This is a genomic window from Bacillus sp. z26, assembly GCF_058313635.1.
This window is the reverse complement of the sequence record NZ_JBZFQM010000001.1, coordinates 941357-958313: the sequence shown is the minus strand read 5'-3', so window position 1 is coordinate 958313 and position 16957 is coordinate 941357. Positions and strand designations below refer to the sequence as shown.

Annotated in this window: 19 protein-coding genes and 1 other annotated feature; of the genes, 18 read left to right on the top strand and 1 reads right to left on the bottom strand. The window is 38.2% G+C overall.

The annotated features are described in order from the left end of the window. The first annotated feature begins 69 nt into the window (after positions 1–69). The 17 genes from ytaF (at position 70) to AC4G3K_RS04425 (ending at position 15336) form a co-directional block, all read left to right on the top strand. Entirely contained in the window at positions 70–708 is a 639-nt protein-coding gene (gene ytaF, locus AC4G3K_RS04505) for a sporulation membrane protein YtaF (protein WP_491132582.1), read from the top strand. A gap of 16 nt (positions 709–724) precedes the next feature. Next, positions 725–1321, top strand: coding sequence for a dephospho-CoA kinase (coaE, locus tag AC4G3K_RS04500; protein ID WP_491076082.1), 597 nt, complete (start codon positions 725–727; stop codon positions 1319–1321). Positions 1322–1558: 237 nt separating this feature from the next. Beyond that, complete coding sequence (locus tag AC4G3K_RS04495) at positions 1559–2587, top strand: glyceraldehyde-3-phosphate dehydrogenase (protein WP_491076081.1); 1029 nt, start codon at positions 1559–1561, stop codon at positions 2585–2587. Positions 2588–2917: 330 nt separating this feature from the next. Then, positions 2918–3298 (top strand): adenosylmethionine decarboxylase, encoded by a 381-nt coding sequence (gene speD, locus AC4G3K_RS04490; protein ID WP_491076080.1) that lies wholly within the window; start codon positions 2918–2920, stop codon positions 3296–3298. 154 nt (positions 3299–3452) lie between these two features. Beyond that, the gene (gene nrdR / locus AC4G3K_RS04485) at positions 3453–3911 is read left to right on the top strand and encodes a transcriptional regulator NrdR (protein ID WP_491076079.1); all 459 of its coding nucleotides are present in this window, start codon (positions 3453–3455) and stop codon (positions 3909–3911) included. A 73-nt stretch (positions 3912–3984) separates the two neighbouring features. Then, positions 3985–5361, top strand: coding sequence for a replication initiation and membrane attachment family protein (locus AC4G3K_RS04480; RefSeq protein ID WP_491076078.1), 1377 nt, complete (start codon positions 3985–3987; stop codon positions 5359–5361). An 18-nt stretch (positions 5362–5379) separates the two neighbouring features. After that, positions 5380–6321 carry a primosomal protein DnaI gene (gene dnaI / locus AC4G3K_RS04475; protein WP_491076077.1) on the top strand — a complete coding sequence of 314 codons (942 nt, stop codon included), beginning with the start codon at positions 5380–5382 and terminating at the stop codon, positions 6319–6321. 238 nt (positions 6322–6559) lie between these two features. Beyond that, positions 6560–6712 (top strand): hypothetical protein, encoded by a 153-nt coding sequence (locus AC4G3K_RS04470; RefSeq protein ID WP_491076076.1) that lies wholly within the window; start codon positions 6560–6562, stop codon positions 6710–6712. 295 nt (positions 6713–7007) lie between these two features. Continuing rightward, complete coding sequence (locus tag AC4G3K_RS04465; RefSeq protein ID WP_491132659.1) at positions 7008–7862, top strand: putative sporulation protein YtxC; 855 nt, start codon at positions 7008–7010, stop codon at positions 7860–7862. Positions 7863–8239: 377 nt separating this feature from the next. After that, positions 8240–10168 carry a threonine--tRNA ligase gene (gene thrS / locus AC4G3K_RS04460; protein ID WP_491076075.1) on the top strand — a complete coding sequence of 643 codons (1929 nt, stop codon included), beginning with the start codon at positions 8240–8242 and terminating at the stop codon, positions 10166–10168. A gap of 311 nt (positions 10169–10479) precedes the next feature. Further along, positions 10480–10611, top strand: a sequence feature (ribosomal protein L20 leader region). Positions 10612–10658: 47 nt separating this feature from the next. Further along, complete coding sequence (infC, locus tag AC4G3K_RS04455) at positions 10659–11180, top strand: translation initiation factor IF-3 (RefSeq protein WP_491076249.1); 522 nt, start codon at positions 10659–10661, stop codon at positions 11178–11180. A gap of 22 nt (positions 11181–11202) precedes the next feature. After that, positions 11203–11403 (top strand): 50S ribosomal protein L35, encoded by a 201-nt coding sequence (gene rpmI, locus AC4G3K_RS04450; RefSeq protein ID WP_049669916.1) that lies wholly within the window; start codon positions 11203–11205, stop codon positions 11401–11403. Between the two features lie 32 nt (positions 11404–11435). Beyond that, entirely contained in the window at positions 11436–11795 is a 360-nt protein-coding gene (rplT, locus tag AC4G3K_RS04445) for a 50S ribosomal protein L20 (protein ID WP_066108802.1), read from the top strand. A gap of 59 nt (positions 11796–11854) precedes the next feature. Beyond that, positions 11855–12127 carry a DUF1294 domain-containing protein gene (locus tag AC4G3K_RS04440; protein ID WP_491076074.1) on the top strand — a complete coding sequence of 91 codons (273 nt, stop codon included), beginning with the start codon at positions 11855–11857 and terminating at the stop codon, positions 12125–12127. Positions 12128–12200: 73 nt separating this feature from the next. After that, positions 12201–12770 carry a TVP38/TMEM64 family protein gene (locus tag AC4G3K_RS04435; protein WP_491076073.1) on the top strand — a complete coding sequence of 190 codons (570 nt, stop codon included), beginning with the start codon at positions 12201–12203 and terminating at the stop codon, positions 12768–12770. Between the two features lie 273 nt (positions 12771–13043). Further along, complete coding sequence (locus AC4G3K_RS04430; protein ID WP_491132581.1) at positions 13044–14132, top strand: M42 family metallopeptidase; 1089 nt, start codon at positions 13044–13046, stop codon at positions 14130–14132. A gap of 436 nt (positions 14133–14568) precedes the next feature. Further along, entirely contained in the window at positions 14569–15336 is a 768-nt protein-coding gene (locus AC4G3K_RS04425; protein ID WP_491132580.1) for an FxLYD domain-containing protein, read from the top strand. Between the two features lie 378 nt (positions 15337–15714). Here the strand turns inward: AC4G3K_RS04425 and sspI are convergent, their stop codons facing one another. Continuing rightward, entirely contained in the window at positions 15715–15924 is a 210-nt protein-coding gene (gene sspI, locus AC4G3K_RS04420; protein ID WP_491076070.1) for a small acid-soluble spore protein SspI, read from the bottom strand. Between the two features lie 67 nt (positions 15925–15991). Here sspI and AC4G3K_RS04415 point away from each other — a divergent pair, with 67 nt between their 5' ends. Beyond that, complete coding sequence (locus AC4G3K_RS04415) at positions 15992–16783, top strand: TrmH family RNA methyltransferase (protein ID WP_491132579.1); 792 nt, start codon at positions 15992–15994, stop codon at positions 16781–16783. Positions 16784–16957 lie beyond the last annotated feature (174 nt).

Sequence of the window (16957 nt, the reverse complement as noted above, 5' to 3'; positions counted from 1 at the left end):
ACGGATATGAACATAATATGGGCTCCTTTCATATAGTAGGGTATTGATTATGGAAGGGAGCCCCTATGCATGGAGCACATAGCTTCAATTTTGTTATTGGCCTTGGCGGTTAGTCTCGATAGTTGCGGGGTTGGAATGACCTATGGAATGCGAAAAGTAAGTATACCGTTTCGCTCGATCATCATCATTGCCGGATGCTCGGCATTAAGCTTGGCATTTGGCATGTTAATGGGTTCATTAAGTGAGCATTTTATGGCGCATTCCTGGACTGGAAAGCTTGGAGGCATAATCTTACTTGTACTGGGTATTTGGACGCTTTCAAGTTACTTTAAAAGGAATGAAAGCAATTGTCCATATGTGGATGAAAGAACCTTGTTTCAACTGGAGATAAAGTCTATCGGGCTGGTTATTCATATACTTAAAAAGCCGTTAAGTGCTGATTTTGATCATTCAGGAACTATTACCGGATTAGAAGCTTTCTTTCTTGGTTTAGCACTATCACTGGATGGATTTGGAGCTGGAATAGGCGCTGGCATTCTGCATTACCCTTTGTTTATCCAAGCAATCCTCTGTTTTGGTATGAGTGCTTTATTAATGACATTGGGCATTAAGGCAGGGAAGTATCTACAGGATTCATTTATGGCGAAAGTCTTTTCTTTTATTCCGGGATTCGTACTTATTTTTCTGGGTTTAACCAAAATAATTTAACAGGGAATGGAATGATATGGGGAAAATAATCGGAGTTACAGGAGGAATTGCCAGCGGGAAGAGCAGTGTTAGCAGATGGCTTATTTCTAAAGGCTATCCTGTTATTGATGCAGATATTGCAGCAAGAAAAGTCGTTGAGCCGGGTATGCCGGCATTAGAGGAAATCATAAACGCATTCGGGCAGGACATTTGCCTATCCGATGGTACATTAGACAGGAAAAGATTAGGTTCCATTGTTTTTTCAGATTCCGAAAAACGTCAAATATTAAATCATATCGTTCATCCTGCAGTAAGAAAATGGATGATTGAAGAAACCGAAAAAGCACTTCAGCAGGGGGCAGATTTGGTTTTCATGGACATACCATTGTTATATGAAAGTAATTTGACATATATGGTAGAGGGCGTCATTCTTGTGTATGTAAAGCCGGAAGTTCAATTGAAAAGATTAATGGAGCGGGATCATTTTACTGAGGGTGATGCACTCGCAAGAATAAAGGCACAGATGCCCATTAATGATAAGAAAGAATTGGCCGATTATATTATAGATAATAACGGGCCATTTTTCGAAACTGAAGAGCAACTCAATGTGCTGATAGAACAATTACGTGTATAAATAATAAGGCTATCTGAAGGGAATGAGGTGACCCCCAAAGAGTTAGATTTTTTGACTCTAACTTTTGGGGTGCACTTCAGAAATTTCTTTTAGGTAGCCTTTTTATATTATTTTCATAAAATGGACTTATTAATTTGGATAATAATGGGTGTTTTGCTATGCGGTATTTTCTTCAATGTGTTATACTATTTACATAATTTTCATAAAAAGTATAACTTATATATAGGAGGAAATTAAATGAATGCAAGAGTTGCTATCAATGGGTTTGGTCGGATCGGCAGAATGGTTTTCCGAAAGGCAATATTGGATGAGCATCTTGACATAGTAGCCATTAATGCCAGCTATCCGCCTGAAACATTGGCGCATTTAATAAAGTACGATACAAATCATGGTCCGTTTAATGGTGAAATATGTGCTATGGATGACCATTTATTAATAAATGGGAAGAAAGTTCTTTTGCTTAATAATCGTAACCCAGAATTTCTGCCGTGGAAAAACCTTGGGATTGATATTGTAATAGAAGCCACCGGAAAATTTAACCATCGAGATAAAGCAGCTCTTCATTTAAATGCTGGTGCAAAACGTGTCGTTTTAACAGCTCCTGGCACTAATGAGGACATTACAATTGTGATGGGTGTGAATGAAGATGATTTAGATATTAACAAACATCTTGTGATTTCCAATGCATCCTGTACAACCAATTGCCTTGCTCCTGTTGCCAAAGTGTTGGACGAACAATTTGGAATTGACAATGGACTGATGACTACCATTCACTCATATACAAATGATCAAAACAATATTGATAATCCACATAAAGATTTACGCAGAGCCCGGGCATGTGCACAAAGTATCATTCCTACTACAACGGGTGCAGCCAAAGCCATGGCACTTGTTCTTCCACAGTTGAAAGGGAAACTGCATGGTATTTCATTAAGAATACCTACGCCAAACGTCTCTTTAGTTGATTTAGTAGTAGACCTTAAAAGAGAAGTTACCGTAAATGAAATCAATCAAGCATTTAAAACTGCTGCTGAAGGATCTATGGCTGGTATTATTGAGTACTGCAAAGAACCGCTTGTTTCTGTAGATTTTAATACCAATCCGCATTCTGCAATAGTAGATGCTCTTTCCACCATGGTTATTGGTGCAAATAAAGTGAAGGTGCTAGCCTGGTATGATAATGAATGGGGTTATTCATGCCGAGTTGTAGAATTAGTGAATCACGTGGCTCGTCTTCTACAGGAGAACGAGGTAAAAGTAAGTTAAATACTAAAAACATTTCCAGTTACGGTCTGAGCGTCCTTAGAAAATAAAGGGCGCCACAGGCTGTTTTTTATTCGGACAAATGGATACAATTAATAATAGCTGTGACATCTAGCGTAAGGTTATTTTTGTGGTAATTATTAACTAATATTGAAGAGTATGATTGCAAATGAAATATAAACCATATATACTAAATCTCGTAAACTTCACCACCCTGGCAGTACTACTTAAAGGGTTAGGACCTCTCAGGACTAACTTTCCCCCGTGGTAGTAATGGCCAGAAACGAAAGTAATTAAAATTCGTTTAAAAAATGCTAAAGGGGGAATTAGAACATGGAAACAATAGGTCGTCATGTCATTTCTGAATTATGGGGCTGCGATTTATCTAAATTGAATGATGTTAATCAAATTGAACAAATATTTGTAGATGCGGCTCTAAGATCTGGAGCTGAAGTTAGAGAAGTGACCTTTCATAAGTTTGCACCTCAGGGTGTGAGTGGAGTAGTCATTATATCTGAATCACATTTAACCATACATAGTTTTCCGGAACATGGTTATGCAAGTATCGATGTATATACATGTGGGGATTTAGATCCAAAGACAGCTGTCGATTATATTGCGGAGTCCTTAAAAGCGCAGACACGGGAACATATTGAAATTCCTCGCGGCATGGGTCCTGTTGCTGTCAGTCCTGTTCTAGCTAAAGCTTTATAATAAATGAGTATAAAAGAGATGTTTACTGCATCTCTTTTTTTTATGGGTGGTTAGCCATTTCCAGGATAAAAAATCGCATTTTATACAAACAGACTTGTCCTAATCGATATGTTTTAATAAGATAGAACTATAGAAAAGGACGGTGCAAATCTATATGATATGTCCAACTTGCCAACATAATGGGACAAGAGTGCTGGATTCCCGCCCTGCGGATGAAGGACGTTCGATACGAAGAAGAAGAGAATGTGAATCCTGTGGCTTTCGCTTTACAACATTTGAAAAAGTAGAAGAAATACCATTGATTGTTGTAAAAAAAGATGGAGCACGGGAAGAATATAGCAAAGAAAAAATACTGAGAGGCCTGATTCGGGCTTGTGAAAAACGACATGTTGCCCTGAAAGAATTGGAAGAGATCACGACAGATGTTGAAAAAGAAATAAGAAATCAAGGGCATTCCGAAATAAAAAGTGACTTAATAGGTGAAATGGTTATGGATAGGCTGGCTGAGTTGGATGAAGTTGCCTATGTACGTTTTGCTTCTGTATATCGTCAATTCAAAGATATAAATGTATTCATTGATGAGTTGAAAGAACTAATTAAAAAAGAGGATTAAGTAGAGCTGAAGACAGTTTCTTTAGCTCTTTTTTCAACTATAAAACCCCGAGGTTACGAAAGGTTTGTAGACAATGCAATTTTCATGGATGTATGTAAATCCTAACGACAGATATGTCGTATTATATAAGGAAAAGTTATCGGAAATGGATCACAAATCCATTCAGTATTTATATCAGCCGTTAGTGGGAGGATTGGCTGTTTCTTTGTATTTGACCTTATTAAATGAAGTCAATACAGGTAACATGTACTCCAAACAAACGACACATCGTTGGTTAATGGATGTACTGGGCTTGCCTTTGGATGAGATTTTTCAATTTCGTAAAAGGCTTGAAGGAATAGGATTATTAAAGACATATAAAAAAGTAACTCCTGAAGGGAATGTTTTTATATATGAAATCCTTTGTCCTTTAAGTCCGGAAAAGTTTTTTCATGATGATCTTCTGCCTATTTACTTAAAGCAAAAACTCGAATCCAGACATTATGAACGACTGCTCTCCATGTTTGCTGATAAACGCATTCCAACTGATTATGAGGAAATTACTCAATCATTCAATGACGTATTTGCATCAGAATTTCGCAATCCAAAAGAAATGATCAATCCGGAGACAGATGAAGAAACTCAATTCTTTTCAAAAGAACCACGGGGGTATAACCATAATTTAATTGAACAATTCGATTTCGAATTATTATTTGCCACCCTTAAAAACAGTTTTATATCGAGAAAAGCATTTACCCCAAATGTAATTGAAGCTATTGCGATGCTGTCATACCTATATAAAATTAGCGTAGTTGATATGAGCAAATTGATTTTGAGATGTCAAAATGAACATAGTGAAATAGACATAGAAGAGCTTAGAAACTGTGCAAGGGAATTTTTCCATATTAATCATGGTGAAGAAATGCCGACATTGATTGAACGGAAACAGCCTGAGTATGAGCGTACCATTGTAGAGCCAAAAACACCGGAGGAACATTTGTTGTATACCTTTGAAACAACATCTCCATTAGAGTTTTTAGTCAGCCTGTCACAAGGGGCAATGCCTTCAGACAATGATCTGGCATTAGTAGAAAAAGTTATGGTTAATCAAAAGCTTCCACCGGGTGTGGTCAATGTCCTTCTGCACTATGTCATGTTAAAATCAGATATGAAATTGCAGTCAAACTATGTGGAGACAATTGCTTCGCACTGGGCCAGGAAAAATATAACGACTGTGCGTGAAGCGTATGAAACTGCTTTGAGTGAACATAAGAAATATCAAACCTGGGCTCAGGATAAGAAAACGAAGGCGAATAAATCAACACGCCGTACAACGAATAATTCCAGGAAGGAAATCATTCCTGAATGGATGGACGAGACGAAGAAGAAAGAACCGGTTGCTCAGTCCAGTGAAATTGCTGAACGGGTCAGAAAATTAAAGGAAAAATTACAAAATGAAAATACAAAATAAAGCAGGAGGTGTACAGAGATGAAGAATATACAGGATGCTTTGAATCAACTCGGAAATCGTGAAGGTTTTCAAAAGAGATGGGATGAAATGAGAAATATTGTTTTAAAAGATCCCGATGTCCGGTTATTTATAAATGAACATAGCAGCGAGCTGACAAGTGACATGATTGAAAAGAGTATGAATAAGCTCTATGAGTTTACTATGCAAGCAAAGACATGTGAACACTGTCCCTCTGTATCTGAATGCAAAAATCTTATCCAGGGACATAACCCGCGCCTATTTATTCAGGGAAAACGAATTGATGTTACCTATGAACCCTGTCATAAAAAAATAATGCAGGATGAGAGGAATCGGTTACGTAAGCTGATTCATGCCAGCCATGTTCCAAAAGAAATTGTAGAAGCATCTTTTTCAAATTTAATCTGGGATGAGTATACGACAGAAGCACGTGTAGAAGCGGTTGAGAAAGCAAAGATTTTTGTTGACGCCTATAAAAATGGTGTTCGGCATAAAGGCCTTTACTTATATGGTGAATTTGGGGTGGGTAAAACCTATTTGCTTGGTGCCATTGCAAATGCACTCTCTGAAGCAGGCGTGTCGTCTCATATCGTGTACTGGCCCGAATATTTAAGAGAATTAAAAGGTTCCTTCGCGGAAAACTCTTATAATCGCAAGGTGGATGCCCTAAAGGATGTTCCTGTTTTAATGATTGACGATATTGGAGCTGAAACAATGAGTGCTTGGTCTCGTGATGATGTTTTGGGTCCTATTCTTCAATATCGGATGCATGAAAACCTTCCAACCTTCTTTACTTCTAATTTCAATATAAAAGAATTAGAACACCATTTCACGTATTCACAGCGCGGGGAAGAAGAACGGGTTAAAGGGAAACGAATTATGGAGAGAATCCGTAACTTAACGGAGCCGATTGAACTGGACGGTAAAAACCGCAGAGATTAAAAGTATATGAATGACAAATAAAGCTGTATCCTAAGAATGTGAATGACCTCGATGTTTATCGGGGTCATTTTTTTTGTTTTTTAAAGAGGGTTTATTGTATAAAGAAGAATTTAATACCATATTACAGTAATGTTGGTTGAATAGCCTCTTCGTTAACGGGACAGGTCAGCGGAAGAAGGAAGTCACTTCTTTAGTGTCGAATTTATTAAGTTATATAAACAAAAATGGGGATGGATTTATGAACAGAAAATATTTTTGGTTCTGGATTGTGTTGATTGCTATATTGGCATTTTTTACAGGGGAACTAGTTAATTTTATGATGCTTTTTTTAATTTTGCTTACCTTAATGGAAATAAGTGATGAGATTAAAAAGAGGAACGAACGTCCATAGTGTAAAAGTTATATCACCTGTTAGTTAGGATTGTTAGTGAGTAGCAGTTTTTTATGTAGCTAAGGTGCAGGTTGGCATAAACAATGGTTATACACTACAGGTTTAAAAAAAAGATTGCCTGTCCTATAGTTCGAACCAAGTGATTTGCTTTAGGTTAATATAAAGGTAGCGTTTTTCTTTCGTATTAGGTTTATTTCTATGTAATTATATCCACCCATCCATTCTAAAGGGATGCCATGCCCCATATATATAAAATTAGGAGTTCCGATAGTCTGGAGGGATAGGGTTGCTTACGATGTATTTTGATTCACAGGAAGAGCAGGCTAATTGGCTTGTTCGATGTAAGAACAACGATTTTTTTATCCGACAGGCAATTTATTCTGTCCATGAAGATGGCCAAAAATCTGTCTCCTTTCTTTGGGAACCGGATCAGGAGGAAATTTTTTGTCACGCACTCATTGAGGCTTTATATACATTTTTCTCTACCTATCATCTGGAATATAAAATTCGGGATGTGATTCGGGAACGATATTATTATAAGGATGAAGATGAAATTGGCCAAATTGCAGAAATGGCACTGCTCATATGGGATGGTGAGGCTGCCTATTGCGGAGATCATTATCTGCCGGATCAATTAAAAAACCGAGTAAAGCTATTGTTGCAGCAAGTAGTTGAACAGAAAATCGATTTTTCGTTTCAATCCCTATGGAATTTTCGTTTTAGGGATATACAGGCATCGCTTATTTCATTGGTTGGATTTGCAATTGACGAATACAAACTCGAGCAGGATTATCAGGAATTTATCTCTGTATTAAGGGGTGTGGTTGAAGAAAGGAGTCCGCAGGTTGAGGAAATTCATTTAGTGTATCACGAGGAGTTTCAATTTTATAATCGTTATTTTCAACGGATTTCAAAACAAGATATACTAAAAGCAATCGACCGAAAATTGATGGCGGAGAATCCGATGTTTATTGATTCGGGCACCATCGCACCACTGGTTTCTCTGGCCCCAAAACGAATTCATATCTATGCGGACGATGAAGATAATCGAATTATTGCAACGCTGAAACAGATTTTTGAAGAGAGAATCCAGTTATTTCGAATCAGTTATTTTCATGAGCAGGTTAAACAGGTAGAAGAACGTACTTAATTTTAAAAGAATGGAATCTATCTTGCAATTGTCATCATAAGCTTTTATAATAACCTACATACAAGTTTTATATTCGATAGGTTACGATAAGGACATGAGTGTTTTAAAAAGCTGTGAACAGAGAGGGGAGCCAGTGGCTGCAAGCTTCCTCATAGACTTGAAATGCTTACCGCCTTTGAACTTCAGCCAGGAAAACAAGAATGTGATTATTGGCTGACGGGAACTCCGTTAAAAGATACAAGTGCCGGAAGAGCTGAAAATAGCAGCGCCGGAATTTGGGTGGAACCGCGGGTTTATTTAGTATACAATAGCTCGTCCCTTAATTTATTAGGGACGGGCTTTTTATTATGTAGAAAAAAGAAAAAGGAGTGGCTCACATGGCTGAAATGATCAAAATTACATTTCCAGATGGTGCGGTAAAAGAATTTGAATCTGGAATTACAACTGAGCAAATTGCTTCTTCCATTAGTTCTGGATTAAAGAAAAAAGCAATTGCAGGAAAGGTAAATGGAGCTTTATATGATTTGCGCCGACCAATTACAGAGGATGCTTCAGTAGAGATTGTGACTCCGGATCAACCGGAAGCTCTAGAGGTATTGCGCCACAGTACAGCGCATTTATTGGCACAGGCTGTTAAGCGTCTTTACAAAGATGTAAAATTTGGCGTAGGTCCAGTCATTGAAGGCGGTTTCTATTATGATATGGATTTAGATAAATCCATTACACCGGAAGACCTTCCGCTGATTGAGAAAGAAATGAAGAAAATTATTAATGCTAACATTGATGTTGTTCGTAAAGAAGTCAGCCGAGCTGAAGCGAAGCGTTTATTTGAGGAAATTGGCGATGAGTACAAGCTGGAATTGATTGATGCTATTCCGGAAGATGAAACTGTCACTATTTATGAACAAGGTGAATTCTTTGACCTATGCCGTGGAGTCCATGTTCCTTCAACAGGTAAAATTAAAGAATTTAAGCTATTGAACATTGCAGGTGCATACTGGCGTGGAGACAGCGATAATAAAATGCTTCAACGTGTGTATGGAACAGCCTTCTTCAAAAAAGAAGATTTGGACGAGCATTTAAGACTTTTAGAGGAAGCGAAAGAACGGGATCACCGTAAGATTGGGAAAGAGCTTGATTTATTCATGAACTCTCAGTTGATTGGACAAGGCCTTCCATTATGGCTGCCAAAAGGTGCAACGATTCGCCGTGTCATTGAACGCTATATTGTAGATAAAGAACAACAGCTTGGCTATGACCATGTCTATACACCAATTATGGGCAGCGTCGATTTATACAAAACATCCGGTCACTGGGATCACTATCAAGAAAATATGTTCCCGGTAATGGACATGGATAATGAACAGCTAGTTCTTCGTCCAATGAACTGCCCGCATCACATGATGATTTATAAAAATGATATTCATAGCTATCGTGAACTTCCAATCCGTATTGCTGAATTGGGCATGATGCATAGATATGAAATGTCCGGTGCGCTTGCAGGCCTGCAAAGGGTACGTGGGATGACGCTGAACGATGCCCATGTGTTTGTACGCCCTGACCAAATTAAAGATGAATTCAAACGTGTCGTAACACTGATTCTGGAGGTGTATAAAGACTTCGAAATGGAAAATTACTCTTTCCGTCTTTCTTACCGTGACCCAGCTGATAAGGAAAAATATTTTGATGACGATGCGATGTGGGAAAGAGCTCAATCCATGCTGAAGGAAGCAATGGATGAGATGGGTCTTGACTATTACGAAGCGGAAGGCGAAGCAGCTTTCTACGGTCCTAAATTGGACGTTCAAGTTAAAACAGCGCTTGGAAAAGATGAAACTCTATCTACTGTACAGCTTGATTTCTTGCTTCCTGAGCGTTTTGATCTTACGTATGTTGGAGAAGACGGTAAACAGCATCGTCCGGTTGTTATTCACCGTGGTGTTGTTTCTACAATGGAACGTTTCGTTGCATTCTTGATTGAAGAATACAAAGGAGCATTCCCTACTTGGTTGGCACCAGTTCAGGTTCAAGTTATTCCTGTATCTCCGGATGTTCATCTTGACTATGCAAAAGAAATTGAGGCCGGGCTTAAACGCGCAGGGTTACGTGTAGAAGTAGATTTACGTGATGAGAAAATGGGTTATAAAATCCGTGAAGCACAAATGTTAAAAATCCCTTACATGCTTGTAGTGGGAGATCAGGAACAGGAAAACGGCAAAGTTAACGTACGTAAGTATGGGGAACAAAAATCAGAAACTATGCCATTTGAAGACTTCCTGACTACTATTAAGGGTGAATTGAAGTAATTTCTTTAAAGATAAAGGGGCCTCCTGGAATTTGGGTAGGTCCCTTTTTGATTAGAAAATTTGCCATATCTATTTACCACCCAGAGACCGCAATTATTTTTATATTTAAATGAAGAGACTGGAAAGTGCCCCTTTAGAACAAAATAAGCATTGCCAGATTCTTCATTTTATAATCTTTATACAAAAACCTCTTGCCACAAGGGACTTTATTTGATAGAATAACTTTTGTTGTCACTGCGAGTGAGCTTCTATTGACATTATACAGCGAAACATGCTAAAATGATTTTTAGTGAGCAAATTAAATACGACACATTAGTAAGCAGAAGCACCCGCTTCTCACCTGTATGACACTTTTTATGAGTTGTTAGCTGGTTCAGATGATATAATCAGACGGTATGTCTTTTTATGGGCGGGTGTGCATGCACCGGCCTTTTTTATATGTTAAAAAGCATGTGAAGTATTATTTGCTAGAAAATCTTGGAGGTGGCTTATTATTAGCAAACAAGACTTGATCTTAAATGAAGGCATTCGTGCCCGAGAAGTACGTCTAGTTGATCAAAATGGTGAGCAGCTTGGAATTAAATCCCGCGTTGAGGCATTAGAAATTGCTACACGCGCGAATTTGGATCTTGTGCTGGTTGCACCGAATGCAAAGCCTCCTGTCGCCCGTATTATGGACTATGGTAAGTTCCGTTTCGAGCAACAGAAGAAGGATAAAGAAGCTAGAAAAAACCAAAAAACAATTAGTTTAAAAGAAGTTCGTTTAAGCCCAACTATCGACGAGCATGACTTTAATACGAAGCTTCGCAATGCCATTAAGTTCCTTGAAAAAGGCGATAAGGTTAAAGCAAGCATTCGATTTAAAGGACGGGCTATTACCCATAAAGAAATCGGGCAGCGCGTGTTAGTTCGCTTTGCAGAGGAATGTAAAGAAGTGGCTACTGTGGAAACAGCGCCAAAAATGGACGGACGCAGCATGTTCTTGATTTTAGCACCGAAAAACGAAAAGTAATGTTTCGAGGAGGAAATTTCCCATGCCAAAAATGAAAACTCACAGAGGCGCTGCAAAGCGATTCAAAAAAACTGGTTCTGGTAAGCTTAAGCGCAGCCACGCTTACACAAGCCACTTATTCGCTAACAAATCTACTAAAGCAAAACGTAAACTACGTAAAAGTGGAATGGTTAGTTCCGGAGATTTCAAACGCATTCGTCATCTATTAGACAATATCAAGTAATTGAGAACGCTCAATTTTAGGAGGAATTAGATATGCCACGTGTTAAAGGCGGTACAGTGACGCGCAAACGTCGTAAAAAAGTATTAAAGCTAGCTAAAGGTTATTTCGGTTCAAAACATACATTATACAAAGTTGCTAATCAGCAAGTAATGAAATCCTTGCAATATGCATTCCGCGATCGTCGCCAAAAGAAACGCGACTTCCGTAAATTATGGATTACTCGTATCAATGCAGCAGCTCGCATCAACGGTCTTTCTTACAGCCGTTTAATGCACGGTTTGAAACTTGCTGGTATCGAAGTAAACCGTAAAATGCTTGCTGAGCTTGCAGTTAGCGATGCAGCAGCATTTGCTCAATTAGCAGAAACAGCTAAAAAAGAACTTAATAAATAATTATAGAGGCGCTTCTCAAACGATTGAGAGCGCCTTTTTATATGGAGAGTGAGGACAATATGAAAGCGATACTGATCGGTTATTTTATCATAATCAATTTGGCCTTACTACTTATGATGAAAATAGATAAAACTAGAGCTAAAAGTAATCAATATCGTATAAGTGAGAAAACTTTATGGATTTTAGCACTTGCTGGAGGAGCAATTGGCGGAACTCTAGGTATGCAACTATTCCGGCATAAAACAAAACATATGGCTTTTACAGTAGGATTCCCCTTACTGGCGATATTGGACGTCATCATTGCGGGTATTCTTTTATCCATACAGTCATAATTAATGCCATGAACATATATTAATAAGTAAACCAAGACTTAAACATCATTGTAAGGCAGAATGGGGTGTAAATATGGACTACGACTATACCATGTTGCTCGCTTTTATTGAGGCAGGCGGTTTTTGGTCACCTCTTATCTTTGTACTCTTCCATATAGTAAGGCAATATATTTTTATTCCGGTAGCTGTGGTTTGCATGGCTGGCGGGATAATGTTTGGTGCAGTTTTTGGCACACTTTTATCGTTAATGGGACTATGGCTATCATCGATTATTTTTTATTTCATGATTATTAAAATGCCGAAATTGCAGCGTAAGCTTGAAAGGCTGGATGAACGTACGCTGAAATTCGGAGGCAGGATAAATGTAAAGCAGGCAAGTGTTTTAAGACTAATCCCATTTATCCATTTCCATCTCCTGAACTTTTATTTGATCGGTAACAGTAAATGCTTTACTGATTACGCAAAAGCAGTTTTCTGGTCAAATATCCCATTGGCATTCTTTTATACGGTATTTGGCCATTCTATTGCCAAATTCTCTCCAACGATGATATTGATTATCCTTTCAGCATTAGTTCTCCTCCTCTTTTTTCTTAGGGAAAAGAAAGTTATTATCAAATGGAGTGAGTTTTTTAGTCATACTTGAGGCAGTCTGTTAAGCTTATCAGCGAAGATAAGTTTGGCAGGCTTTTTTAATAGGAACTTGGTTATCGTTACGGAAGTTTATAGCTGATCCAAGTCAGGAATAAAGAATAGGAATGGTATGAGGGTTGGAGTAAGATATTCCTGTTCCGATTATAATAGATGCTAATGGGATTGTAAGTATTCTGCCTGAATCATTAGAGCTTATGTATAATGAGGAGATAAGCAGATAAAAGCATACAGAATGATATACATATTTAAGGAGGCTACACCCTTTATGAAACATCTTGATGATACGCTCACTATACTGAAGGAGTTAACTGACGTTAATGGCATTGCAGGTAATGAAGAGGAACCAAGAAAAGTTATGAAAAGGCTAATCGAACCATATGCCGATAAGATTACTACGGACGGAATCGGCAGTTTGGTTGCAGAGAAAACAGGTAGCTCAAATGGACCGCGTATTATGATAGCCGGACACCTGGATGAAGTAGGATTCATGGTCACACGGATTGACGATAAAGGCTTTCTCTTTTTTCAAACGATTGGAGGCTGGTGGTCACAAGTTATGCTTTCTCAGCGTGTAACAATCACTACATCCAAGGGTGAACAAATTACAGGCTTGATTGGTTCCTCACCGCCGCATATCCTCACACCTGAAGCACGTAAGAAACCAGCAGACATCAAAAATATGTTTATTGATATAGGTGCTGCGAGCCGGGATGAAGTGCTGGAATGGGGAATTCGACCGGGGGATATGGTGACTCCATATTGTGAATTTACAGTCATGAGAAATGAAAAAATGCTGATGGCCAAAGCATGGGATAACCGGATCGGATGTGCGGTTGCGATAGAGGCATTAAAACGCCTAAAAGGAGAGACCCATCCGAATACCGTTTTTGGAGTAGGGACTGTTCAGGAGGAGGTTGGACTGCGCGGCGCTAAAACAGCAGCTAATTATGTGCAACCGGATATTGCGATCGCTGTAGATGTGGGTGTAGCAATTGATACCCCTGGATTATCTGAAAAAGACGGTTTAACAAAAGCAGGCGATGGTCCTGGCTTGGTTTTATATGATGCAAGTCTAGTAACTCATAAAGGGTTGAGGGAGTTTATTATAAATGTGGCAGAAGAATTGAATATACCGTATCAATTTGATCATATACCTGGCGGGGGAACAGATGCAGGTTCGTTTCATGTAAGCGGCAGTGGGGTTCCTTCCATTGCAATTACGATTCCGACCCGTTATATCCATTCTAATGCTGGGATATTAAACCGTGATGATTATGAAAATACAGTGACTCTTATTGTCGAATTGATTAAACGCCTGAATCGGGAAATGGTGGATCAGATTACGTTTGATTGATCGAAGAAATTAAGAACGATGGTGACTAATTGCGAGATCGTGTAAAAGGAATTGTACATAGGGTCTTATTAATGAATAAAATGTTATAGCTTAAATAAAAGGCACAATACTAAAATGACTTTCACTCCAAAAGTTAGATTTTGACTCAGGGGTCACCTCAAAACGTATTGTGCCTTTTAGTATAATATTTGGAAATTTTATTAATAGATATGTAAAGTATCTGTTCGTAAATGACAGCTTTGACCCTTTTATTTAATCTAGAACAATATAAAGAGCTATATAGGGGAATTATCTTTTTCGATATGACGAGTAAAAAACCAATTTTTTCAACTAGACCATTAATACTGAGGATACTATAATTTGTAAACGTGAGTTAAGGTTTTTGAGTGCTGAACATACTTAAAAATTCACATAAACATACAAAGGAGAAATAAACATGAAATGGTCATGGAAGAAAACAGTTGGGCTGTTGGCAATGTCTTCGTTGATGATTCTTGGAGCATGTTCTAGTGAAGGGCAAACAACTACATCAGAGCAAAAGGAAAATGTAGCTGAAGCTAACAATGCGCAGGAAGAAAAGAAAAAAGCAGACGTTAAAATCACTCAAGAAACGTATACTTGTTGGAAAGATTCGATTGATACGGTTTGGGTGAATTATTCAGCCGAAGTGACGAATAATGGCACGGCTCCTGCAGATATCAGTAGTATTCAAATTAACTACGAAGATGCGGAAGAAAATGTACTTGGAACATCTAGTATGGTTCTGTCTGTTCCAGACGTATTAAATCCGGGTGAAACAGCATATTTCACGGAAACCACTACTTTGGAAACCGTAACAGATCCTAGTTTGTTGAAGAAAGCTTATGCAAATCTTGATTTCAATACAACAGAAAATAAACCATATTATTTAACCACTTCAAATGTGAAGCTAACAGAGAGCACGAATGAATGGGATACCGGTAGTCCATATATTGTAACAGGCTCTATTGTGAACGAAGGCGATCAAAAAGCGGACGATATACGAGTGGCTGCTGGTCTATATGACGAGAACGATAAATTAATAGGTGTATTGAGCGGTTCGGTGGACGTAACGTTAACGCCGAAAGGTAAAGCGGCTTTTGAATTAAATTATCCTGAAATCGGACCTTCCGTAAAAGGTAAAGCTAAGACTGTTAAAGTAGTCGCTTTTAATTGGACATGGTAATCTAATTTCTTACTAAAACTCTTCAACTTATGCCATATAGGCATTCAACAGTTGAAGAGTTTTTTTTCTTATACATATTTTTATGCAACGATAAAAAGAAAAGAGTCTGATTCAATAATGCTTCAAATATTCAGGTTTATAAATTTATATCATCAGCGTTTCGATTAAATATCGACTTCTAAGCTGAATAATTAAAAGGTAATAAACAGATGAAGAATAATAAAAATCGAACTATTCCGAAACTCTAGATGAGAGTTTTAGGAAATAGTTCGATATTTTAATTAGCTGAAAAAACATTTGTATTAGTGGAATTTTAATATGCGGATCGTTTTTACAATTAGTGAGTTTTAATAAAAGAAAATTCCGTCATCGTTTTTATTATTTGCTGAGCGCACTTTCTAAGAGGTGGAGCATTTCACTTTTTTCGTTCTCGGAGGCTTTTTGCCAAATAAGTTCAAATAAAACACCAAGGCCTGGCAGCATTTTTTCTTCACCACTTTGGATGGCATCTACTATAGTGGCTTCAAGTTCATCCTGAGTATTGCCTGTTACGTTATGGATAATGGCATTTCTAAGATTTAAATTCATGTATATTCCCTCCAATTCTGGTCTCAGGTTTAGTTTTGCTTTTCTTTCCTTTTTCTATGTATCAAATATGGGCTATAATGAAAGAACGTTTAATAAGAAGGTGACCATGTTGAAATATATTGAATCAATGCAAAATGCACGTGTAAAGCAATGGAAAAAACTTTTGACAAAGAAAGACAGAGATAAAAGCGGTCTGTTCCTTGTGGAAGGGTTTCATTTAGTGGAAGAAGCTCTTGCACACGGATTAGTGAAAGAAATGATTATAAAGGAAGGTACTGATTTACCGCAAAAGTGGGTAGTCGGGGACATTAATCTATTTAGTGTACATAAAGACATCTTTGACGCGATCTCGGATACAGACACACCACAGGGAATAGCGGCTGTTTGTAAGAAGCCAACTTTTCAGGATTTAGAAGCAGGAATTTCGGCAGTATTATTAATCGATCGAGTTCAGGATCCAGGGAATATTGGAACCATGATCCGTACAGCGGATGCAGCGGGCTTTGATGCGGTTATACTTGGTGATGGATGCGCAGACCCATACAGCCCAAAGGTTGTTCGCTCCACACAAGGCAGCCTTTTCCATATTCCGATACGTAAAGGCAGCCTGGAGACTTGGATGGATAAATTACAGCAATCGGGCGTAAAAGTATATGGAACTGCTTTACAGGGGGCAAAGCCTTACAGAGAAATCAGTAAAGCAGATCGATTTGCTATTCTTGTTGGCAATGAGGGCAGTGGTGTCAGTAAAGAACTTTTAGACAAAACAGATCAAAACGTTTATATTCCTATATATGGAAAAAGTGAATCATTAAATGTGGCAGTAGCCGCCGGTATTCTAATGTATGGCCTGAAATAAAGAGTGAAATGAACGTTTGAAACTCACGCCAATATAGATTATAATGAGTAAATAAAATTGGATGATGAAAAGCAAAGATGGGGACTAAGTAGCTGTTTGGACCACCATACAGGAAGAAAGCGCCTGAGACTGAGAGCGTTTTTATGGATAAGGCAGGCAGTGAATTCACCTCCG

Bases quoted from the DNA above. Each gene is read 5' to 3' on its own strand.
- ytaF (WP_491132582.1), top strand. From the start codon at position 70: ATGGAGCACATAGCTTCAATTTTGTTATTGGCCTTGGCGGTTAGTCTC.
- speD (WP_491076080.1), top strand. From the start codon at position 2,918: ATGGAAACAATAGGTCGTCATGTCATTTCTGAATTATGGGGCTGCGAT.
- AC4G3K_RS04430 (WP_491132581.1), top strand. From the start codon at position 13,044: ATGAAACATCTTGATGATACGCTCACTATACTGAAGGAGTTAACTGAC.
- AC4G3K_RS04425 (WP_491132580.1), top strand. From the start codon at position 14,569: ATGAAATGGTCATGGAAGAAAACAGTTGGGCTGTTGGCAATGTCTTCG.
- AC4G3K_RS04440 (WP_491076074.1), top strand. From the start codon at position 11,855: ATGAAAGCGATACTGATCGGTTATTTTATCATAATCAATTTGGCCTTA.
- AC4G3K_RS04415 (WP_491132579.1), top strand. From the start codon at position 15,992: ATGGGCTATAATGAAAGAACGTTTAATAAGAAGGTGACCATGTTGAAA.
- AC4G3K_RS04465 (WP_491132659.1), top strand. From the start codon at position 7,008: ATGTATTTTGATTCACAGGAAGAGCAGGCTAATTGGCTTGTTCGATGT.
- AC4G3K_RS04495 (WP_491076081.1), top strand. From the start codon at position 1,559: ATGAATGCAAGAGTTGCTATCAATGGGTTTGGTCGGATCGGCAGAATG.
- dnaI (WP_491076077.1), top strand. From the start codon at position 5,380: ATGAAGAATATACAGGATGCTTTGAATCAACTCGGAAATCGTGAAGGT.
- sspI (WP_491076070.1), bottom strand. From the start codon at position 15,924: ATGAATTTAAATCTTAGAAATGCCATTATCCATAACGTAACAGGCAAT.
- coaE (WP_491076082.1), top strand. From the start codon at position 725: ATGGGGAAAATAATCGGAGTTACAGGAGGAATTGCCAGCGGGAAGAGC.
- rplT (WP_066108802.1), top strand. From the start codon at position 11,436: ATGCCACGTGTTAAAGGCGGTACAGTGACGCGCAAACGTCGTAAAAAA.
- rpmI (WP_049669916.1), top strand. From the start codon at position 11,203: ATGCCAAAAATGAAAACTCACAGAGGCGCTGCAAAGCGATTCAAAAAA.
- thrS (WP_491076075.1), top strand. From the start codon at position 8,240: ATGGCTGAAATGATCAAAATTACATTTCCAGATGGTGCGGTAAAAGAA.
- AC4G3K_RS04435 (WP_491076073.1), top strand. From the start codon at position 12,201: ATGGACTACGACTATACCATGTTGCTCGCTTTTATTGAGGCAGGCGGT.
- AC4G3K_RS04480 (WP_491076078.1), top strand. From the start codon at position 3,985: ATGCAATTTTCATGGATGTATGTAAATCCTAACGACAGATATGTCGTA.
- nrdR (WP_491076079.1), top strand. From the start codon at position 3,453: ATGATATGTCCAACTTGCCAACATAATGGGACAAGAGTGCTGGATTCC.
- AC4G3K_RS04470 (WP_491076076.1), top strand. From the start codon at position 6,560: ATGAACAGAAAATATTTTTGGTTCTGGATTGTGTTGATTGCTATATTG.